We start from the raw sequence: 16,385 nt of genomic DNA, 5'->3' as shown, positions 1-16,385 counted from the left end.
TCGCCCAGGCTGTAGCAGCCGTGGAAGTAGCGCACGCCCTGGTCGCGCCGGTAGGTGGCCGGCCGGCGTTCGGGTCTTCCTTCGCGCGCCCAGCCCGAGCCGCCGTGTGGTCGGATCGAAAGTGGCCCGAACTGGTCGAAGGCGAAGCATCGGTTCGGGAAGCGGGTGGTGACCTCTTCGATCCGGTCCAGTTTGGCCTCGCGATGGGGGTCGGTGGAGTCCTTCCAGGTTTGGGTGCGCTGGAAGGAGATCTTGTGTTCGCGTAAGTACTGCCGCAGCCGTTCCCGGCCGATCACCACGCTGCGGGTCGGGTTGTCGGCCAGGTAGGCGGCCAGTTTGCGGATGCTCCACCGGGTGAAGGGCCGGCCCAGCTTCTCGGGCCGGGTGGTGGCCGTCGCGGTGATGAAGTCCTCATCGCCCGAGGTGATGCGGCGGGGACGGCCTCCCGCCCAGTTAGGGTCCAGCGCGGCCAGGCCTCGCTCGTTGAAGGCGTGGATGACATCACGCACGGTGTCTTCATCGGCCGCGACCAACTGGGCGATCGCCGCCACCGGGGTCCCGCTGGATGACGCCATGACGATCAACGCCCGCCGTACCCGGACCGAATCGTGTTTGCCTCGCCGGACCAGCCGCTGCAGCGTCTGTCCTTCATGGTCGGACAACCGCCGCGCCCGCACAGGCTCGGCCATGATGCTCCTCCTCCATCGATCGCTTCAGTGTCGATACGACAGTGGAGGGCACCCAGGACGGCCAGCGCAAGCAGTACAGCACCGTTCCTCAAGCCGGTGAACCTATGCGGTCACCGCACTAGGTGAACGGCCTGAAGATCGGCGACGAGCTGCTCGTGCTGACCACACGGGGCTGCTGGCACAACCCGGGACGCGACCGCACCCGCGTGATCGGCCGGGCGCACGTGACCTCCGCCGTCCGGACGTACGAAACGCCGGTCACCATCGCCGAAGGCGAGTTCACCAGGGGCTGAGACCTCGCCTTCGACCTCCTCACCCCCTACCTGACGGGCGTGGAGCTGGTGCCGTTCGTGCCACGGCTGGCGGCGTTCCCCGACAAGCGTGACGGGGCCTGGTCGATCCAGCTGCGCAGGCCGCTGCTGAAGATCTCCCCGGCGGACGCCGCGCTGCTGCGGGACGCGCTCACTCAGGTCGCGGTGCGACCGGCATACGTGATGGGCGAATACCTCGATAAGATCAAGCCGGTCAGCCCTGCTACGCAGGTCGCCGGGTGAGGCCCGTCAGCGGGGGAGGACCTCCAAGCCGCCGTCCGGGCGCAGCTCCAGGCGCTTCTGGTCGGGCACGAGCCGGCCGCTGACGCGCAGAGTGCGTTCGTTGATCTGGGCGTGGAAGGCCCGCTGATAGTCGGCCTCCCCGACCACCACCCACACGGCCCTGCGGTAGGAACCCGACGCCGTGCGCAGTTCTCCTTGAATCTTGATGCGCGGAGCCTCGCCCCTGACCCTGCCACGCAGCGTCTCCACCCTGCCGATGATCGTGCCCGTCTCCGACTTCGCCAGAGCTTCCAGCTCGCTGCTCGCCTTGGAGATGGCCCGTACCATCGGAGCCGAGAAGGCGATCGGCGCAGGGGACAGGCTGATGGGCTCGGCCCGAGCCCAGGAGAAGGTCACCTCGAATGGCTGGCTGCGTCCGGTGCCGCCCAGGCCGGCCAGCGCCGCGCACAGGTTCGCCGACACGCCCTGCTCCACGTAGTCGTCGAACACGCCCGGCGGCCGGTCCAGCTCCACCACCTGCACGGCGGCCTCGCGCGCGGCTTGGAGGGCCGTGTGCAACACGGTCAGGACGTGGCGCCCGACGACCGGCGCGCCGAAGAGCGGATCGGGGCCTGGAGGAGCGACCGGCACCCGCGCGTGGAAGATGTAACTGCCGGGTGTAGTGGTGCCGAGACGCACACCTTGCAGGAAACCGTCGACCTCCTTACTGCGCCGGTCGCGGAAGAGCAGTTGCGGGCCCGCCTCCACCGTCCTGGCCGAGAACTTCAGAACGTCGTGAATGCCGTGCACCGCCTTGATGGCCGAGGGCAGAGGGATCGTGCCGGACGGCGTCTCGGGCTGGAGGCGATAGGACTGCACATCCACCAGAGGCTCAGCGATGTCGAGCAGAATCTCTTCCTGCGGCCGATCCTCGAAGGTGGCCAGCTTGCGAACCGCCTCATCGAGCAACTCGCTGTCGTCCGGATACTCCAGGCTGCTGGGGATGAGCACCCGGCCGGCGCTCTCACGGCCCCATACGATGGCTCCGCGCCAGGTGCCCTCGCGTCTCCAGCCGCGACTGGCGAGATAGCCGCTCAGCTCCTCGGGATTGACGGTGGACGCGGGCTCGCTCACAGCGCCTCCACCACCCTTCCCGGGTCGAGCAGGCCGAGCAGACGATCCACCGTGAGCAGGTTGTCCTCGGGGATGAGCACTTCGACCTTGCGATCGGCACGCGCACCGGCGATTCTCTCCCGATCTGCCAGGGAGATCCAGTAGGCCGCCTGCTTGAGCTGCAACCGGTGCTTGTCGGCGTGGATGAACGTGGTCAAATCTTCGGGCACGATCACGACGAAAAGGTAGCGGGGAACACGCCGCTGCCCGGCGAGCGCATTGAACTGTTTTTCCGTTAAGCCCCGGTATTTCCAGAATCCGTCCACCAGCTTCGGCGCCGACCACGACTTGACCTGTGCCTTCAGGCAGGGGAAATCCCCATCGACCTCCCAGGTCAAGGTGAAGTCGTAATCGATGCCCGTGACGTCCGGATACGGCTTGCCCATCTGGAGCCCGGCGGCTCCGGCCAGGGCCTGCACGAAGCACTCGCCGTACCACCCCTGGTGGTTGCGCCGCTCGAAGTACCACTCGCCGTTCAGAACCTGCCTCCAGGACCGCCGCCCAGCCGAGATCTTCTTCAACCGTATCCACGTGTCAAGACTTGCGGAAGCGCCGGACCCTGGGGGTGTACTCGCAAGCGAGATCACGGGACGCCTACACGAAGAGATGCTTGTCATGGCATCGCGGCCTTCCCTTTGGCCCGAGTCTTCAATGACGTCAAGTACGTCCTTTCATTGACTTAGAGCTGCGGCGCGTTTTCGCCTATGTCGGCGCGCCTCACGCAGCTAACTTCCAGGTGGTCTCTGACTGTGGTGGCGCGGACTGTGGGTACCGAAAAATCCATCCACCTGTGTTGAGCTGTAGTTTCTCTGGTATTGGTCACTCTTGTCTGAACGAACGCTCAACCTGGATTGAGCGGATGCTCAACAGTCGGCCTCGGGCTGCCGCGTCGTTGCAGGTCACGCACTATGTGCGAGTTTTTGAAGCGTTACACGTTCTCGGTCTTCATGTGTCCACCCAACCCGGTTCGGCGCTGACTTATCGGTGTCGGTGCCTCAATGCGACCGGAATTCGGAGATTGTCCGGAACGTGCCAAGGGCTGAGCCAGGGCGGCTGCCGACAGATTCAGACACGGATGCTGCGGAGTTATCGACGACAGATTCAATGTCGGGCCATGTTTGAACGTATTAATTTGTGCTACTCTGTCGAATCTTATTGCATTTGAAATGTCTAAAAATTTCGGCCGGTGCCCGGCGGTGTCAATGGCCGAAGAGCACGCGACGAGCACGCGGCACGGGATGCGGTGCGTCATGGTGTCCCGCTCGGAAACACGGTTTCGTTCTGTGAGCTGGGATTCTGCTGCCTGATCGGGGCGGCGGCTGCGACCATCGCGGGGTGTTGTTGTCGCTGGTCTACCGGGTGGTGCGGTGCTTGTTCGGCCTGCTGGCGGTGCTGATCCGCTCTGATCTCTCCAGGGAGGCTGAGCTTTTGGTGCTGCGTCATGAGAACCAGGTGCTCCGCCGTCAACTCGGCGGCCGACCGCGATGGAGCCACGGTGACCGGCTCTGGCTCACGGCGTTGTCGCGGCTGGTCCACCGTCGCCGGTGGTCGGAGGTGCTTCCGGTCACTCCGGCGACAATCTTGCGCTGGCATCGCCACCTGGTAGCGCGCAAGTGGACCTTCACCGACAGGCGGCGCCTGGGACGGCCTTGTACCCGTCGGCCGGTCAAGGCGCTGATTGTTCGGATGGCGCGGGAGAACCCGACCTGGGGGCATCGGCGGATCCAGGGCGAGTTGGCTCGCCTGGGTTACACGATCGTGGCCTCCACGGTGTGGGAGATCCTGCACGCGGCCGGTATCGATCCGGCGCCTCGCCGGGCCGGGCCGAGCTGGCGGCAGTTCCTGACCGCTCAGGCGCACGCGATCATCGCGTGTGACTTCTTGGTGGTCGAGACCGTGCTGCTCAAGCGCGTGTATGTGCTGGTGTTCATCGAGCACGGCACTCGGCGACTGCATCTGGCCGGAGTGACCGCGCACCCGACCGGGGCCTGGGCGGTGCAGCAGGCCCGCAACCTAGCGATGGACCTGGGGGAGCGCATCGCCAGGCTGCGGTTCTTGATCCACGATCGGGACCCGCTCTTCACCTCCGCATTCAGGGAGGTCTTCAACGCCGAAGGGCTTCGAGCCGTCACCACCTTGCCGTGGACGCCGAGGATGAACGCCGTCTGCGAGCGGGTGATCGGCACCCTGCGCCGCGAACTCCTGGACCGAATCCTGATCCTCAGCGAACGCCACCTGGCTCTCGTGCTCCACGAGTACCTGATCCATTACAACGGGCATCGGCCGCACCAGTCCCGGCACCAACGGCCCCCGAACACCGCAACGCAGCCCGCCCGCGACGTGACCGACCTCAACGACCTGCGATCCATCCGCCGCAAACCCGTCGTCGCAGGCATGATCAGCGAATACCGCCACGCCGCTTAACCGCAGCTCAGTCCCCGAAACCCAATATTCGAGCGGCACACCATCAGCGCCTTGACCGGCCGGCGGGTGCCAGACCGACCCGGGCGCCGCATGTCGGTGAAGGTCCACTTCCACGCTACGAGGTTGCGGTGCCAGCGCAAGATCGTCGCAGGGGTTACCGGGAGCACCTCGGCCCACCGGCAGCTGGATCAGTCGAGACAACGCCGCGAACCAGAGCCGGTCGGCGTGACTCCACCGCGGCCGGCCACCCAACTGGCGGCCGAGCACCCGGTTCTCATGACGGAGCACCAGCAGCTCAGCGGCGTCGGCAACGTGCCGAAGCCGGAAACCATGAACAAGGCGATCTCGGTGCCTGGCTCGTGGCGTGGCGGAGTCCTCATCGCCGTCGCGGTCGCACTCTCCTTCGGTGCACCGTTCCCGGAGGAGGTTACGTCCGTCCAATACGGCGAGTGCGTGACGCCCTAACGTTGGTCAGCATGTCGCAGGTCAATTGGCTAGCCGTAATGGTGGCTGCGCTGAGTGCGTTTGCGCTCGGCGCGCTCTGGTATTCGCCGATACTGTTCGGTAAGTCGTGGATGGCGCTGACCGGGCTCGACCAAGAGGCGCTCGCGAAACGCTCCCCGGTCCTGGTGTTCGGCTCGTCATTCCTGCTCAGCCTGCTCGCCGCAGCGGTGTTCGCAATGTTCCTGGGCTCTGATCCGAGCCTTGGCCTCGGAGTGGGTGCCGGGGTGGCGACCGGCCTGGCGTGGGTGGCGGCCAGCTATGGGATCAACTACCTGTTCGAGGCTCGGCCGTTCCGGCTCTTCCTGGTCAACGGCGGCTATCACGCCTTGCAGTTCACGTTGTACGGCGTGATCCTCGGTCTGTGGCACTGAGAGTCATCCACGACACCAGCTTCGAGGTCGGCGGCCAGGCTTGGCGGCTGACGCTGGCACGCCCGTTGCCGCCACTCTGCGACGTCGCCGACCTGCTGTGGTACATCGAGGGCGGTTCAGCATGCCTCGTCTCACGAGTGCTGCCCCTGGGGCACTCCTTCCTGATGTTCAACCTCGCCGCCGCTCAGCGGGTCGTCAGTGGCTCACCGCAGGTGTACGCTACGGCTTGGCTCTCAGCGCAGCACGACCGCGCACTCGACATCGACGCGCTGGGGCCCAGCCGTATCGTGGGCGTACGGCTCGCGCCCCACGGCGCCTGGCACCTGCTGGGGATCCCGCAGCGTGAGCTGACCGATACGGTGGTTGAGCTGGAGGCGCTGCTGAACGGGCCGGCCGTACGGCTTCGCGAGCAGTTGGGCGAGGCCGCCGAACCGGCACGCTGCCTGCGGCTGCTCGCCGACTGGCTGCTCACTCGATGGTTGGAGGGGCGTACGGCACATCCTGCGATCGCGTGGGCCACTAATCAGCTTGTGTGTTCACCAGGCGCGGTGTCGGGGCTGGCCGCCGAACTCGGCTACAGCCGCAAACACCTCGCCTGGCTCTTCCAGCGGGAAATCGGGGTTAGTCCGCACACCTACGCTCGCATCCGCCGCTTCTCGGCGACGGTCTCCCAGATCCGTACGGGCCGATCGGTGTCATGGACCAACCTCGCCCAGATCTGCGGCTACTACGACCAGTCCCACTTGATCCGGGAATTTCGCGCCTTCGCCGGGATGACACCGGAAGAACTGAGCCGAGCCGAGATCGACGACCTGGGGCTACTGATCCTCACCCGATCGTAGGGCCCAGCATGGACGTGAGCAGGTCGGCGCCAGGGGGACGTCGGCCATAAGCCCTGTCCGGTGCCAGAACTGATGCAGGGGGTCTGACCTGGTCTTCTAGGCTTGGCTCTCATGCCGTTTCGACTTCTGTATCTGCTGGTGGTCAGGGTGTTCGGCTGGCTGGTGCTGCTCACACGGGGGAGCGCTTCGAAAGAGGTGGAGATCTTGGTGTTGCGGCATGAGGTTGCGGTGCTGCGTCGTCAGGTCGCCCGGCCCAGGCCGGATTGGGCCGATCGGGCGTTGCCGGCCGCGCTGGCGAGGATGTTACCCGCTCGCCTTCGGCGGCATAGCATCGTGACGCCCGGCACGCTGCTGGCCTGGCACCGCAGGCTGGTCAAGAAGAAGTGGACCTACCCCGGCAAACACGGCCGGCCACCAATCTCTGAGGAGCTCCGTGCTCTGATCGTCCGGTTGGCGCGGGAGAACTCGCGGCGGGGGCATCGGCGCATCCAGGGCGAACTCCTTGGTCTTGGATACCGGGTAGGGGAGGGGACGGTCCGCCGGGTCCTGGCGGCGGCGGGGTTCGGGCCCGCGCCGCGCCGGGCTTCACCGACCTGGCGCCAGTTCCTCAGCTCTCAAGCCTCCGGCATCCTGGCGTGCGACTTTCTCCACTGCGCCTGCCGACCATGTCATCCGCGCAGGTCATCCGGCTTTCCCGGCTCCGTCTGGCGTGTACCCGCTTCGGCTCTCGAAAGGGGGCCGGTCGCGGCAGAATGATCACTTGTGCTCTTTCGTCTGGCCTATCTGACCGTCACGAACGCCTTTGCCGTGCTGCGGCTGCTGCCGATGGGGGATCGGGACAAGGATGTCGAGATCCTTGATCTCCGCCACCAGATCACCGTTCTTGAACGGCAGCTCGGCGCCGACACCAGGGTGAGGTTCGCCGTGGAGGATCGAGCCTTCCTCGCTGCACTCCTGGCGTCGCTGCCTCGCGATGTCCTGCGCCGACTGCGGCTCCTCGTGCGACCGGATACGGTCCTTCGTTGGCACCGCGACCTGCTTAAGCAGCGTCACGCCCGCACCTGCCGGCCCAAGCGGCCTGGGCGCCCGCCCACCGTCCGCTCCATCCGCGCGCTCATTTTGCGTTTGGTCCGGGAGAACCCATCCTGGGGATACCGGCGAGTGCACGGCGAGCTCGCCACCATCGGCATCAAGGTCGCGTCCTCCACCGTCTGGGAAATCCTCAAGCAGGAAGGCATTGATCCGGCTCCCGGGCGGGTGTCGGTGACGTGGGCGGATTTCCTGCGTTCCCAGGCCGATGCGCTGCTGGCCTGCGACTTCATAGAGACCGTCACCTTGAACGGGCAGCGTCAGTACATTCTTGCCGTCATTGCGCACGCCACCAGGCGCGTGCGCGTGCTGGGCACCACCGCCCATCCGACCGCCGCCTGGGTCATCCAGACGATCAAGAATCTCGTGATGGATCTGGAGGACGCGGGCTGCCGGGCGCGCTATCTGATCAGGGACCGAGACGGGAAGTTCCCGGCCCTCATGGAAGAGATCCTCACCGACGCCGGCATCCACGCGGTGCTCACTGGTGTCCGCATGCCTCGCATGAACTCCGTCATGGAGCGATGGGTGCAGTCCTGCCGACGCGAACTCCTGGACCGCTGCCTGCTCTGGAACGAACACCATCTGCGGCACGCCCTACGCGAGTACGAACACTTCTACAACCAGCACCGGGCCCACCAAGCCCTGGCCCAGGCGGCTCCGCTGCGCGCCGTCCCGGATCCGATCACCGATCCAGAGCGAATCATCGACCTGAACGTACGCCGAAGAGACCGACTCGGAGGAGTCCTCCACGAGTACTCACATGCCGCTTGAACTGCATGGACGAGGTTTTCGGCAGGCGCAATCCTCCACGAATACTCACCCGCCGCTTGAGCTGCAAGGACGTAATTTTCGGCAGGCGCAAATGCGGCGAACGCGTTCGTGACGGTCAGATAGGCCAGGCGAAGAACCATGGACGATCATCATGCCGCACCGGTTCTCCTCCACGGACGAGTGGAGAGCGCCTATGCCACGCCGGGCTTCGCAAGGCCATGACCTGGCCGGACGTGATTATCGGCAGGCGCAGGGCCGTTGCGTTGCTGCAGCTCATGCACCGCAGGTGCCTTTTGACGCGGTCCACGCTGCCGCACAGCAAATTCCAAGATCCCCGACAGAGTCAGGCTTACGAGGATCACGGCCCAGATGGGGGGCGATGCCTACCATGATCAGTCCCTTCCCGATACCTCCGGTATGGAGCCAGCAGATTCCAGACGTATTCGTCGTGCGCTGATACCAAGGCCGGAAGCTCGGCTACCCAGGCATGGTAAGCGTCCTCAATGGAGCGCGGCCTCACTGCTGTCCGGAACTCCTTCTCGCTTGGTCCTGAAGTCAACTCACGATTGAGGTTTTCGACTATTCCTGGAATCAACTCACGACCGAACTCTTTGAGGTCTGGAACCCCTAAGCCGATCAGACGGACCGCGAGGTCAGCCGCCACTAAATCGTTATCCGTTGCAAGCATCCATTCAAGTAGGTGATCCGGCCTGAATTCGGGCACATCGGCGCTGTATACAGTCACAGTCTCGTCGGGAACTACAGTACAGACGAGGGCGATATCCGTGAGAGCCGCGGCTGAGACCTCTCGGACCGAAGTCGGCGGCAGAGAAAGTTCGGCAGCTCCAAGTCGGGGACTAGGTACATAGCCTTGCAGAGTAGCCGCGGCTGCGAGTAGGCGAGTACGCGGGCTTGGGTGCACCCCCGAGCTACGGTGAATTATGCGGGCCTTATCGAAGATCGCAATAGTGCAACCTATGGCAGTGAGAATGAATCTCAACAACCACTGAGCACTACGGAACCGCTGAGGCAGCTCGTTCAGAACGCTGTTACGCATCACCACGTCAATCACACCGCGTGTGGCGTCACGATCGGCCTGCCATTCGAGTACCTTCGACATAAGGTGTGGCACTCCTGTTACCGGGGGACCGATTTCGTCAATCCGAATCTCGTCGCCAGCAATCCCGAGACGATCATCCACCCAGTGGAGGTGACCCAAGAGGTGATGCGACTCTTCATGCAGCATGACCCACAGGAGGCTGATCCTGAGCATCAATTGCGCCAGATGGACCCGCTCCTCTGAGACTGGAATAGCGGTAAAGAAGCCCGAGAGCGCAGTATCACGCCCATCGACATCACCCGCGATAAGGAGCGGGTCGTAATCCATGTAGCGAAGGGTAGGCCGGACCTGTTCATCGTTTCCAACCACAAGCGATTCACGCGAGAGGGGTACCGCCCTGACCCTCCCGTTCTCCGAAGGGCCATCGGCGAAGCCTTCAAGGCTGACCAGCCTGGAAAGGACGTCTTCCAGGGCCAAGAACAGCCCCTGGGACATCGAGATTCGGGCTTCGCCATCGGAGGCCATGTCCGTGTAGGCTTCGACTTGGTTAGTCGAGAGCAACTGGTAGGACACTGCAGAACCTGCATCAATAGCTGGAACCGGCCGAGACAAGGCGAACATCGACTGGCATATGGCCTGAAAGTCTACCTGCGAAGCTGCCGTGTACTCCCGAATAAGATTCGACCATTCAGCCTGCCCTTGCCAGTGAAACGCACCCTGTAGGGGGTGGCCGACCAACCTCATCATCTCATCGTAAAGGATGGCTTGCCGAACACCGAGATCAACCCACATCGGCTTCGCCTTGGTCCAGTGCCAACTTTGCCAATGCGTCGGGCAGATGATTCATGGGTCCTTGATATTCGAACCAGATCGTTTCGGATCCACCATCGGCCTTTTGGCGTTGCACGGCAAGTCTCGCCGTAAAATGCTGATGCTTCTCGCTTGAACGTGAGACGAACGCTCGGACCGCAGCAACGAGCCCCGCCCATGCCGCTGCTGATACGACACCAGTGGTCAGCCCGATGATGATCTCGGCAGTGGGAGGTCCGAAGAGTCGTGCGCGAATCGTCCGATGATCTCGATCATGGAAGCATGCCGCGTCGATACCCGAATCACGCAACGCACCAACCAGGTCTACTACAGCTGGCGAGTAGATGCCCCTCGCACCCTCTTCGGCATATGGAAGAAGGGTGACCTCGTGGTTGAACGCAATGTCGTCAAGGGCCTGTTCTCCATCGAGCGGTTCAAGCTGATACATGGCATGACTTTACCGTTGAGATGACTTTTTTGAAAGCATCATCCAATGCATGCCACCAAGGCAGCCGTGATTTTGGTGTGCCCGAAATATACTCTCCGGTCTGTGGATTTGCACGCAGAGACAAGGAGGGTATCTGTGAGCTTCCCCTCGTAGCGTGGAGATCGAACCGGGAGAGGTTTGGTCGTGGCAGGAACCACGAGGCGTCGCTTTGATCCGGAGTTCCGAGCCGGAGTGGTGAGGGTCGTCAAGGAGACCGGCAAGACTGTCGTGCAGGTCGCGCGGGTTCTTGGGATCAACGAATACACCCTGCATAACTGGGTGCAGATGGACCGGCTCGCCGCGGGGCGGGCCGGCCGCGACGGCGGAGGCAAGGCGCTGAAGGAGTCGGCCGAAGAGGAACTGGCCCGGCTGCGGCGGGAGAAGGCCGCGCTGGTCGAGCAGCACGCCCAGGAGATGGCGGCGTGGGACAAGGAACGCGCGGAACTGGAGGACGAGCGTGATGACGCCCCTATGCTTGTCAAGCTGCAGCGGATGATATTTCCGCAGGTGAGAGCGCTTTAGTGATGATCGGGAAGATCTCCCGGGCGACGTAGCGCTTGAGGCAGCGGATGATCTCTTTCTTGGATTTGCCTTCGCTGGTGCGACGTTCGGCGTAGGCGCGGGTGCGTGCGTCGCGGCCGAGTCGGGTGACGACGATGGTGTAGAGGGCGCTGTTGCTGCGCCGGTCGCCACCGCGGTTGAGCCGGTGCCGGACGGTCTTGCCTGAAGACGCCTCGATCGGGTTGACGCCGCACAGGGCGGCGAAGGCGGCTTCGCTGCCGAGTCGGTCGGGGTTGTCTCCGGCGGTGATGAGCAGCGCGGCGGCGGTGTCCGGCCCGATACCGTGCCGTTGGAGCAGCTTCGGCGCGCGGTCGGTGATGATCGCGACCAGTGCGCGCTCGTGGGCGCGGCTCTCCTCGGTCAGGGCCAGGATGCGGCGGGCGAGCATGCGCAGCACCGTGCGGGCCGCGTCATCGATGGTGCGGTGCTCGGCCTCCGGCAGATCCGCGCAGCTGCGGATGAGCGCGATCGGTCCGAGGCCGGCGAGGGCGTCGCGCAGTCCCGGGTCGGCTCGCACCAGGACGGCCCGCAGCTGGTTGATGGCCTGGGTGCGAGCCTTGACCGCCGAGTCCCGGGCGACCTTGAGCATGCGGATCATTTCCACGGCGCCGTCACCGGTCTTGGCGATGGCGGTCGCCTCCTGCGACAGCACGGCCCGGGCGGCGTTTTCGGCGTCGACGGTGTCGCTCTTGCCGCGCGGCCGCCGGCGAGCTCGATCGGGCCGGTTGATCTCCAGGACCTTCAGGTGGTGACGGCGCAGGTAGCGGTTGAGGGCGGTGCCGCGGGAACTGGTGCCCTCGACTCCGGCCCGCCGCAGGTGGCCGTGTCCGCGTGCCCATTCCAGCAGCGCGGCATAGCCGTCGGCGGTGGCCGGGAACGCCTGGGTGCCCAGAAGCACGCCCATGACGGTGATGACTGCTGCGACGTGCACGTCGTTGTGGGTGTCCACGCCGAGCACGATCTGCTCTGGCGTATCGACGTGGGTGGTGTGGTGGTCGGCGGAGCTGGTCACGGATCTCCTCGGCGGCAGGGGCAGGTGACGGTCATCGGCCGGGCGAGGAGGTCAGGACTGTGATGATGCACATGGCGAGGCCCCTATGGGGACACATCCGCACCTGGTCCGGCGGCACCGCTCGGGCCAGGGCGACAGGTCATCACCAAGGCACAACGTGGCCAGTCTCAAGCTGGGTCAGACCCTGGCTGGTCGGGCGGTGCCTCTCCAGTCTCACAGTCCTCAAGCGTTCGGTGGTCTGTGACGAAACTTGGGCCTCAGCCACGGCGCGGCAGCGTGCAGTGCCTGGGCAGGCGGGAGCGGCGACGCGGTCGCGAGTGAGGTGACCGGCCGCTGGTCGGGGGTCGGTCAGGGTGTGGGGTCCTGCGGCTGGCCGAGGGCAACAGCGGTGTCTGTCCGGATCACTCTGACTCGGTAACCGAGGCGTTCCAGGAGGACGATGGAGCGGGCGGCGACGTGCTCGGCATGACGAGCCTGACGCTGGTCGTAGAAGTCGGCGCCGTCTTCGCGATGGACCCCGCCGTGGGCCATGATCGCCCAGGCGATGCGCAGCAGGGTGTGCGCGACGGCGGTGGCGGCTTTCTTGGCATGAGCCTTGCCGAAGCGGCGCGACAGGCGGCGAAACCGGGCACCGATCCGGGTCGAGGTGCGGCTGGCGGCCCATGCCGCCTCGGTCAAGGCCGCTTTGAGGTGCTTGTTGCCTTGGCGGGTCCCGGCCCGCATTCGCTTGCCCGCCGATTCGCGGTTGGCCGGGGCCAGCCCGGCCCAGGCGGCCAGTTGTTCGGCGGTGGAGAAGCGGGTCATGTCGCCGCCGGTCTCGGCAACGATCACCTCGGCACTGCGCTTCCCGATGCCCGGTATGGTCATCAACCGATTGATCACCTCGGCATACGGCGCCGCGGCCGCGATCAGCGCATCCAGCTCATCGATTCGTTGGGTGAGGTGGGCATGGGCGTGCAGGTGCAGGTCGGCCATGACCGCGTGTTCGTCGGTGAACCGGCCCTCGCCGGCCATCACCAGGTCCTCGGCCTTGTTGCGCAGCCGCCCCCGGCAACCTCAAAACCGAACATTACGATCTCCTGGCCCGGCTCACCGCCGCCTGCCCCGAGATGACTGAACTGGCCGTCACCATCAGGGACTTCGCCAAGCTGCTGACACCTTGCGAAGGCAATGCCGACAGGCTCTCGACCTGGATCGCCCAGGTCCGCGCAACCGGACTGCCTCATCTGCACGCCATCACCCGAGGCCCTGGACCGAGACCGCGCCGCCGTGATCGCCGCGCTCACCCTTCCCTACAGCAACGGCCCTACCGAGGGCGTCAACACCAAGACCAAGCGGATCGCACGCCAAATGCACGGACGAGCCGGCTTCGCCCTCCTTCGTCACCGCATCCTCCTCGGATAGCGGCACTCTCCGTCACCACCGAATGTGAGACAGGGCCGTTAGTTTTACAGTCCCCCCTCCGAAGGCGTGGCTTCCCTCGCTGACCAGCGCCGGACTGACGATCCGCCGTCCGGATGCGCCCGATACACCGGACGCGGTAGCCCATGGCGTCGCGGTAGCCCCTGCGGGGCAGTGCCCGGCGGGCCCCTTTCTCCCGTGAGGGGTAGACCGGTGAGCGCCCTGTGGGCGATGCCCGCAGCGACGCCACCGGGGACAGTAGCCGTATGGATGGGGGGAGTCTCGGCGTCGCGCTGATGGGGCCGATGGAGGCACGGCTGGGCCGGACGCCGATCCGGCTCACCACCAGTCGTCTGCGGACGTTGCTGGCCGTGCTCGCGGTGTCCGCAGGGCACCCGGTGACCGTCGAGCGCCTGGCGCTGGCCTTGTGGGGAGAGCACCCACCCGCCAACGTACGGCGCAGCGTGCAGACGTACGTAACCCGGCTGCGCCGTGTCGTCGGCCGAGGGGCGATCCGTACGATGCCGGACGGCTACCGGCTGGACGTCGATCCCGACCAGGTCGACGTCCTGCGGTTCCGCCGGCTGCTGGCCGAGGCGGCGCGCTCGCGTGGAACGGCGGCGGAGCCGGCCCTGGTTGAGGAGGCGAGCCGCCTGTGGCGGGGCACGCCGTTCGAGGACATCGACTCCGACTGGCTGCGCGCGAGCGTCACCCCGCCCTTGCAGGAGTTGTACCTGAGCGCCATGGAGAGGCGGATCGACCTGCGGCTGGCTGAGGGCCGTTCCGGCGGGCTGGTCGCGGAACTGCTTGAGCTGGCCCCCCGCCACCCGCTGCGGGAGTCGTTGTGGGGGCGCCTGCTCGTCGTACTCGGCCAGTGCGGACGGCAGGCGGAGGCCCTGACCCACTACGAGCGGCTTAGGCGCCGCCTGGCCGACGAGCTCGGCACTGATCCCTCCCCCGAGGTACGCCGCATCCACGCGGCTCTGCTCCACGGCGACCCACCACCCGCGTCGGCCACCACGGGCCGTACCGGCTCATCGGACCCAGCGGGCGTGCTGGTGCTGTCAGGGACGGATGGCGCGGGCAGGACCGTCCTGGCCGTCGTCTGGTCGCCGACGGCCTGAACAGCGGTGACGCGGCCGTGAAGCGGCGATGAAGACGAGCCTTGGTAGACCGGAGGTCGCACACGAGGGATCCCTGCCAGGGGCTACCGACAATCCCCGCACACAGGGCATGAGCACCGTCCCCGTCGTCAGAGCGAATTCCTACCAGGACGCGGTCGCCCGACGACGCGCCGCACCCATGCGGGACCTCAGCCAACGACCGAAAGGAACCGACATGCACACCTGGCGAAACCTGTTCAAGCTCGCGATCGTGGCCATGCTGGCCGCGGGTCTGGCATTCGCCGGAACCTCGGCGGCGGCCGGAGAGAGCCTGCCCGAGGACAAGGCCACCCCGCTCACCTGCGGCAACGACGTGTTCCTCGACGGCTTGCGGGCCATCGCGATCGGCGAGAGCGGCCACGACGAGGTGTTCCTCATGAGGAATGGCGTGAAGATCTGGCCGACGAGCACAGCCTACGTGTCCATGGCCGCAGGTCAGCGCGTCGAGGTCGACAAGTGCGTCCCCGTCGGATCCAGGCTCGAGCTCATCGAGTACGACACCTGGCCCGATGGCCACGAATACATCGGCAGCGATGTAGTCCAATCGGACACGACCCGGGACTTCAGATTCTGTTGCGCCCACGGCAACTACCGGCTCGGGGGCGTCGCCTGAACCTTCCACCAGCCATCTCCCTCCGATGCGTTGACACGCGTCGCGCCGCCTCCTCTGCCGCCTGATAGCCGATGGGGTGTGGCCGAACCCCGCCACACCCCTTCGCAGGTGTTCGCACGAGCCCTCGGCGTCCATCCGACCACAGCGATGCGCTGCGCAGAGCTCGCAGGATCGGACCTCATCGGCTGCCCGAGGCCCGGTGACTTCATCGTCGTCAGATGCCCCGGGACTGCCGGCTAGCGCCTGGGACAGCGCTCGTTGCCGCCTTATCGCGGCGTCCCGCATCGGACTCATTCCCGGCCGAACAGCATGCGGTGTCCCCAAGACGCTCACCGATCGAGCGCTTCCGCCTGGCCGGCGGACAGCAGGTGGCCGTGGCGCCCCGGCAGGCCGCGCCCGGCCCGGCACCCACGCGATGTGGGGCCCGCCCGCCCGGCGTGAGCCGGTGGGTGGACCAGAGCGGGCAGATCTCGCTGGTCGGGTTCGCCTACCGGATCGGGCCGATCTTCGCCGGCGAGCAAGGCCGCACGGCGGGCCCGCCCGGCCAGCACCGGCCCGATGGTGACCCGGATCGCCAACCGCGACGGGGCAGTATCGTTCGCTGGCACCATGTACCAGGTCGGCCGCTCCTGGGCCCGCCACAGCATCCGGGTCTCCATCGTGATGACAGCAGATCTCCATCGGTCCCGCAGACCACATCACCGGCTCCGATAGGTTCTCAGCGTCAATGTGCGTAGAACCGCAGGTAGAAGAGGAGAACCACTGCTCTATTTCGGTCAACGGGACCTCTTGTCCTTCACGGTAGGCCTGGCGGATCTTCTCGCCGTTGCCGTGGCAGACCTTTTGAGCTAGTGCTGTGACCAGAAACGTTGGCCGGAT

Annotated in this window: 18 protein-coding genes and 1 pseudogene; 12 read left to right on the top strand and 7 right to left on the bottom strand. The window is 65.7% G+C overall.

Annotation, left to right across the window (positions count from 1 at the left end):
* A partial coding sequence (locus FVE25_RS44655; protein ID WP_157253589.1) for a helix-turn-helix domain-containing protein occupies positions 1-689 on the bottom strand: 689 nt, incomplete at its 3' end.
* Between the two features lie 122 nt (positions 690-811).
* Between FVE25_RS44655 and FVE25_RS54095 the strand changes: the two genes are divergently transcribed.
* Positions 812-982, top strand: a complete 171-nt coding sequence (locus tag FVE25_RS54095) for a hypothetical protein (protein WP_181019914.1) — start codon at positions 812-814, stop codon at positions 980-982.
* A 39-nt stretch (positions 983-1,021) separates the two neighbouring features.
* Entirely contained in the window at positions 1,022-1,243 is a 222-nt protein-coding gene (locus tag FVE25_RS54090) for a hypothetical protein (protein WP_181019913.1), read from the top strand.
* A 6-nt stretch (positions 1,244-1,249) separates the two neighbouring features.
* On the opposite strand, the gene FVE25_RS44645 is transcribed toward FVE25_RS54090, so the two are convergent.
* Both FVE25_RS44645 and FVE25_RS44640 read right to left on the bottom strand, forming a co-directional pair.
* Positions 1,250-2,356 (bottom strand): hypothetical protein, encoded by a 1,107-nt coding sequence (locus FVE25_RS44645; protein WP_157253588.1) that lies wholly within the window; start codon positions 2,354-2,356, stop codon positions 1,250-1,252.
* Entirely contained in the window at positions 2,353-2,916 is a 564-nt protein-coding gene (locus FVE25_RS44640; protein ID WP_157253587.1) for a DUF4365 domain-containing protein, read from the bottom strand. Before FVE25_RS44640 ends, FVE25_RS44645 begins: the two co-directional genes overlap by 4 nt.
* An 814-nt stretch (positions 2,917-3,730) precedes the next feature.
* Between FVE25_RS44640 and FVE25_RS44635 the strand changes: the two genes are divergently transcribed.
* From FVE25_RS44635 to FVE25_RS44610, 6 genes are all read left to right on the top strand, one after another.
* Complete coding sequence (locus FVE25_RS44635; protein ID WP_157253586.1) at positions 3,731-4,819, top strand: integrase core domain-containing protein; 1,089 nt, start codon at positions 3,731-3,733, stop codon at positions 4,817-4,819.
* Between the two features lie 225 nt (positions 4,820-5,044).
* The gene (locus FVE25_RS44630) at positions 5,045-5,284 is read left to right on the top strand and encodes a hypothetical protein (protein WP_157253585.1); all 240 of its coding nucleotides are present in this window, start codon (positions 5,045-5,047) and stop codon (positions 5,282-5,284) included.
* Positions 5,285-5,295: 11 nt separating this feature from the next.
* Complete coding sequence (locus FVE25_RS44625; protein WP_157253584.1) at positions 5,296-5,694, top strand: DUF1761 domain-containing protein; 399 nt, start codon at positions 5,296-5,298, stop codon at positions 5,692-5,694.
* Positions 5,685-6,536 (top strand): helix-turn-helix domain-containing protein, encoded by an 852-nt coding sequence (locus FVE25_RS44620; RefSeq protein ID WP_157253583.1) that lies wholly within the window; start codon positions 5,685-5,687, stop codon positions 6,534-6,536. Before FVE25_RS44625 ends, FVE25_RS44620 begins: the two co-directional genes overlap by 10 nt.
* A gap of 111 nt (positions 6,537-6,647) precedes the next feature.
* Complete coding sequence (locus FVE25_RS44615; RefSeq protein ID WP_157253582.1) at positions 6,648-7,292, top strand: integrase catalytic region; 645 nt, start codon at positions 6,648-6,650, stop codon at positions 7,290-7,292.
* Positions 7,293-7,298: 6 nt separating this feature from the next.
* On the top strand, positions 7,299-8,399 hold the full coding sequence (locus FVE25_RS44610; protein ID WP_157253581.1) for an integrase core domain-containing protein: 1,101 nt from the start codon (positions 7,299-7,301) through the stop codon (positions 8,397-8,399).
* 358 nt (positions 8,400-8,757) lie between these two features.
* On the opposite strand, the gene FVE25_RS44605 is transcribed toward FVE25_RS44610, so the two are convergent.
* Both FVE25_RS44605 and FVE25_RS44600 read right to left on the bottom strand, forming a co-directional pair.
* Positions 8,758-10,251: a hypothetical protein gene (locus tag FVE25_RS44605; protein WP_157253580.1), complete on the bottom strand. Its 1,494-nt coding sequence runs from the start codon at positions 10,249-10,251 to the stop codon at positions 8,758-8,760.
* Positions 10,241-10,717, bottom strand: a complete 477-nt coding sequence (locus FVE25_RS44600; RefSeq protein ID WP_157253579.1) for a hypothetical protein — start codon at positions 10,715-10,717, stop codon at positions 10,241-10,243. Before FVE25_RS44600 ends, FVE25_RS44605 begins: the two co-directional genes overlap by 11 nt.
* Before the next feature lie 183 nt (positions 10,718-10,900).
* Between FVE25_RS44600 and FVE25_RS44595 the strand changes: the two genes are divergently transcribed.
* Positions 10,901-11,278, top strand: coding sequence for a transposase (locus FVE25_RS44595; RefSeq protein ID WP_157253578.1), 378 nt, complete (start codon positions 10,901-10,903; stop codon positions 11,276-11,278).
* Here the strand turns inward: FVE25_RS44595 and FVE25_RS44590 are convergent.
* A complete protein-coding gene (locus FVE25_RS44590; RefSeq protein WP_157253577.1) occupies positions 11,235-12,329 on the bottom strand; it encodes an IS110 family RNA-guided transposase in 1,095 nt (364 codons plus the stop codon). The genes FVE25_RS44595 and FVE25_RS44590 overlap by 44 nt on opposite strands.
* A gap of 348 nt (positions 12,330-12,677) precedes the next feature.
* Positions 12,678-13,343 carry a transposase gene (locus tag FVE25_RS44585; protein WP_157253576.1) on the bottom strand — a complete coding sequence of 222 codons (666 nt, stop codon included), beginning with the start codon at positions 13,341-13,343 and terminating at the stop codon, positions 12,678-12,680.
* A 32-nt stretch (positions 13,344-13,375) separates the two neighbouring features.
* Between FVE25_RS44585 and FVE25_RS57195 the strand changes: the two are divergent.
* The 3 genes and pseudogenes from FVE25_RS57195 to FVE25_RS44570 all read left to right on the top strand — a co-directional run.
* Positions 13,376-13,733 (top strand): annotated as a pseudogene (locus FVE25_RS57195) (transposase); the annotation flags it as partial.
* Between the two features lie 263 nt (positions 13,734-13,996).
* Positions 13,997-14,854: an AfsR/SARP family transcriptional regulator gene (locus FVE25_RS44575; RefSeq protein ID WP_157253575.1), complete on the top strand. Its 858-nt coding sequence runs from the start codon at positions 13,997-13,999 to the stop codon at positions 14,852-14,854.
* Positions 14,855-15,068: 214 nt separating this feature from the next.
* Entirely contained in the window at positions 15,069-15,506 is a 438-nt protein-coding gene (locus FVE25_RS44570) for a hypothetical protein (protein WP_157253574.1), read from the top strand.
* Positions 15,507-16,385 lie beyond the last annotated feature (879 nt).

Source organism: Nonomuraea typhae (assembly GCF_009760925.1).
Taxonomy (GTDB): domain Bacteria; phylum Actinomycetota; class Actinomycetes; order Streptosporangiales; family Streptosporangiaceae; genus Nonomuraea; species Nonomuraea typhae.
The sequence above is the reverse complement of the archived record's forward strand: the minus strand, read 5'-3'. Positions and strand labels throughout refer to the sequence as shown.

Bases quoted from the DNA above. Each gene is read 5' to 3' on its own strand.
- FVE25_RS44600 (WP_157253579.1), bottom strand. From the start codon at position 10,717: ATGTATCAGCTTGAACCGCTCGATGGAGAACAGGCCCTTGACGACATT.
- FVE25_RS44615 (WP_157253582.1), top strand. From the start codon at position 6,648: ATGCCGTTTCGACTTCTGTATCTGCTGGTGGTCAGGGTGTTCGGCTGG.
- FVE25_RS44585 (WP_157253576.1), bottom strand. From the start codon at position 13,343: ATGGCCGGCGAGGGCCGGTTCACCGACGAACACGCGGTCATGGCCGAC.
- FVE25_RS44605 (WP_157253580.1), bottom strand. From the start codon at position 10,251: ATGTGGGTTGATCTCGGTGTTCGGCAAGCCATCCTTTACGATGAGATG.
- FVE25_RS44625 (WP_157253584.1), top strand. From the start codon at position 5,296: ATGTCGCAGGTCAATTGGCTAGCCGTAATGGTGGCTGCGCTGAGTGCG.
- FVE25_RS44575 (WP_157253575.1), top strand. From the start codon at position 13,997: ATGGATGGGGGGAGTCTCGGCGTCGCGCTGATGGGGCCGATGGAGGCA.
- FVE25_RS44570 (WP_157253574.1), top strand. From the start codon at position 15,069: ATGCACACCTGGCGAAACCTGTTCAAGCTCGCGATCGTGGCCATGCTG.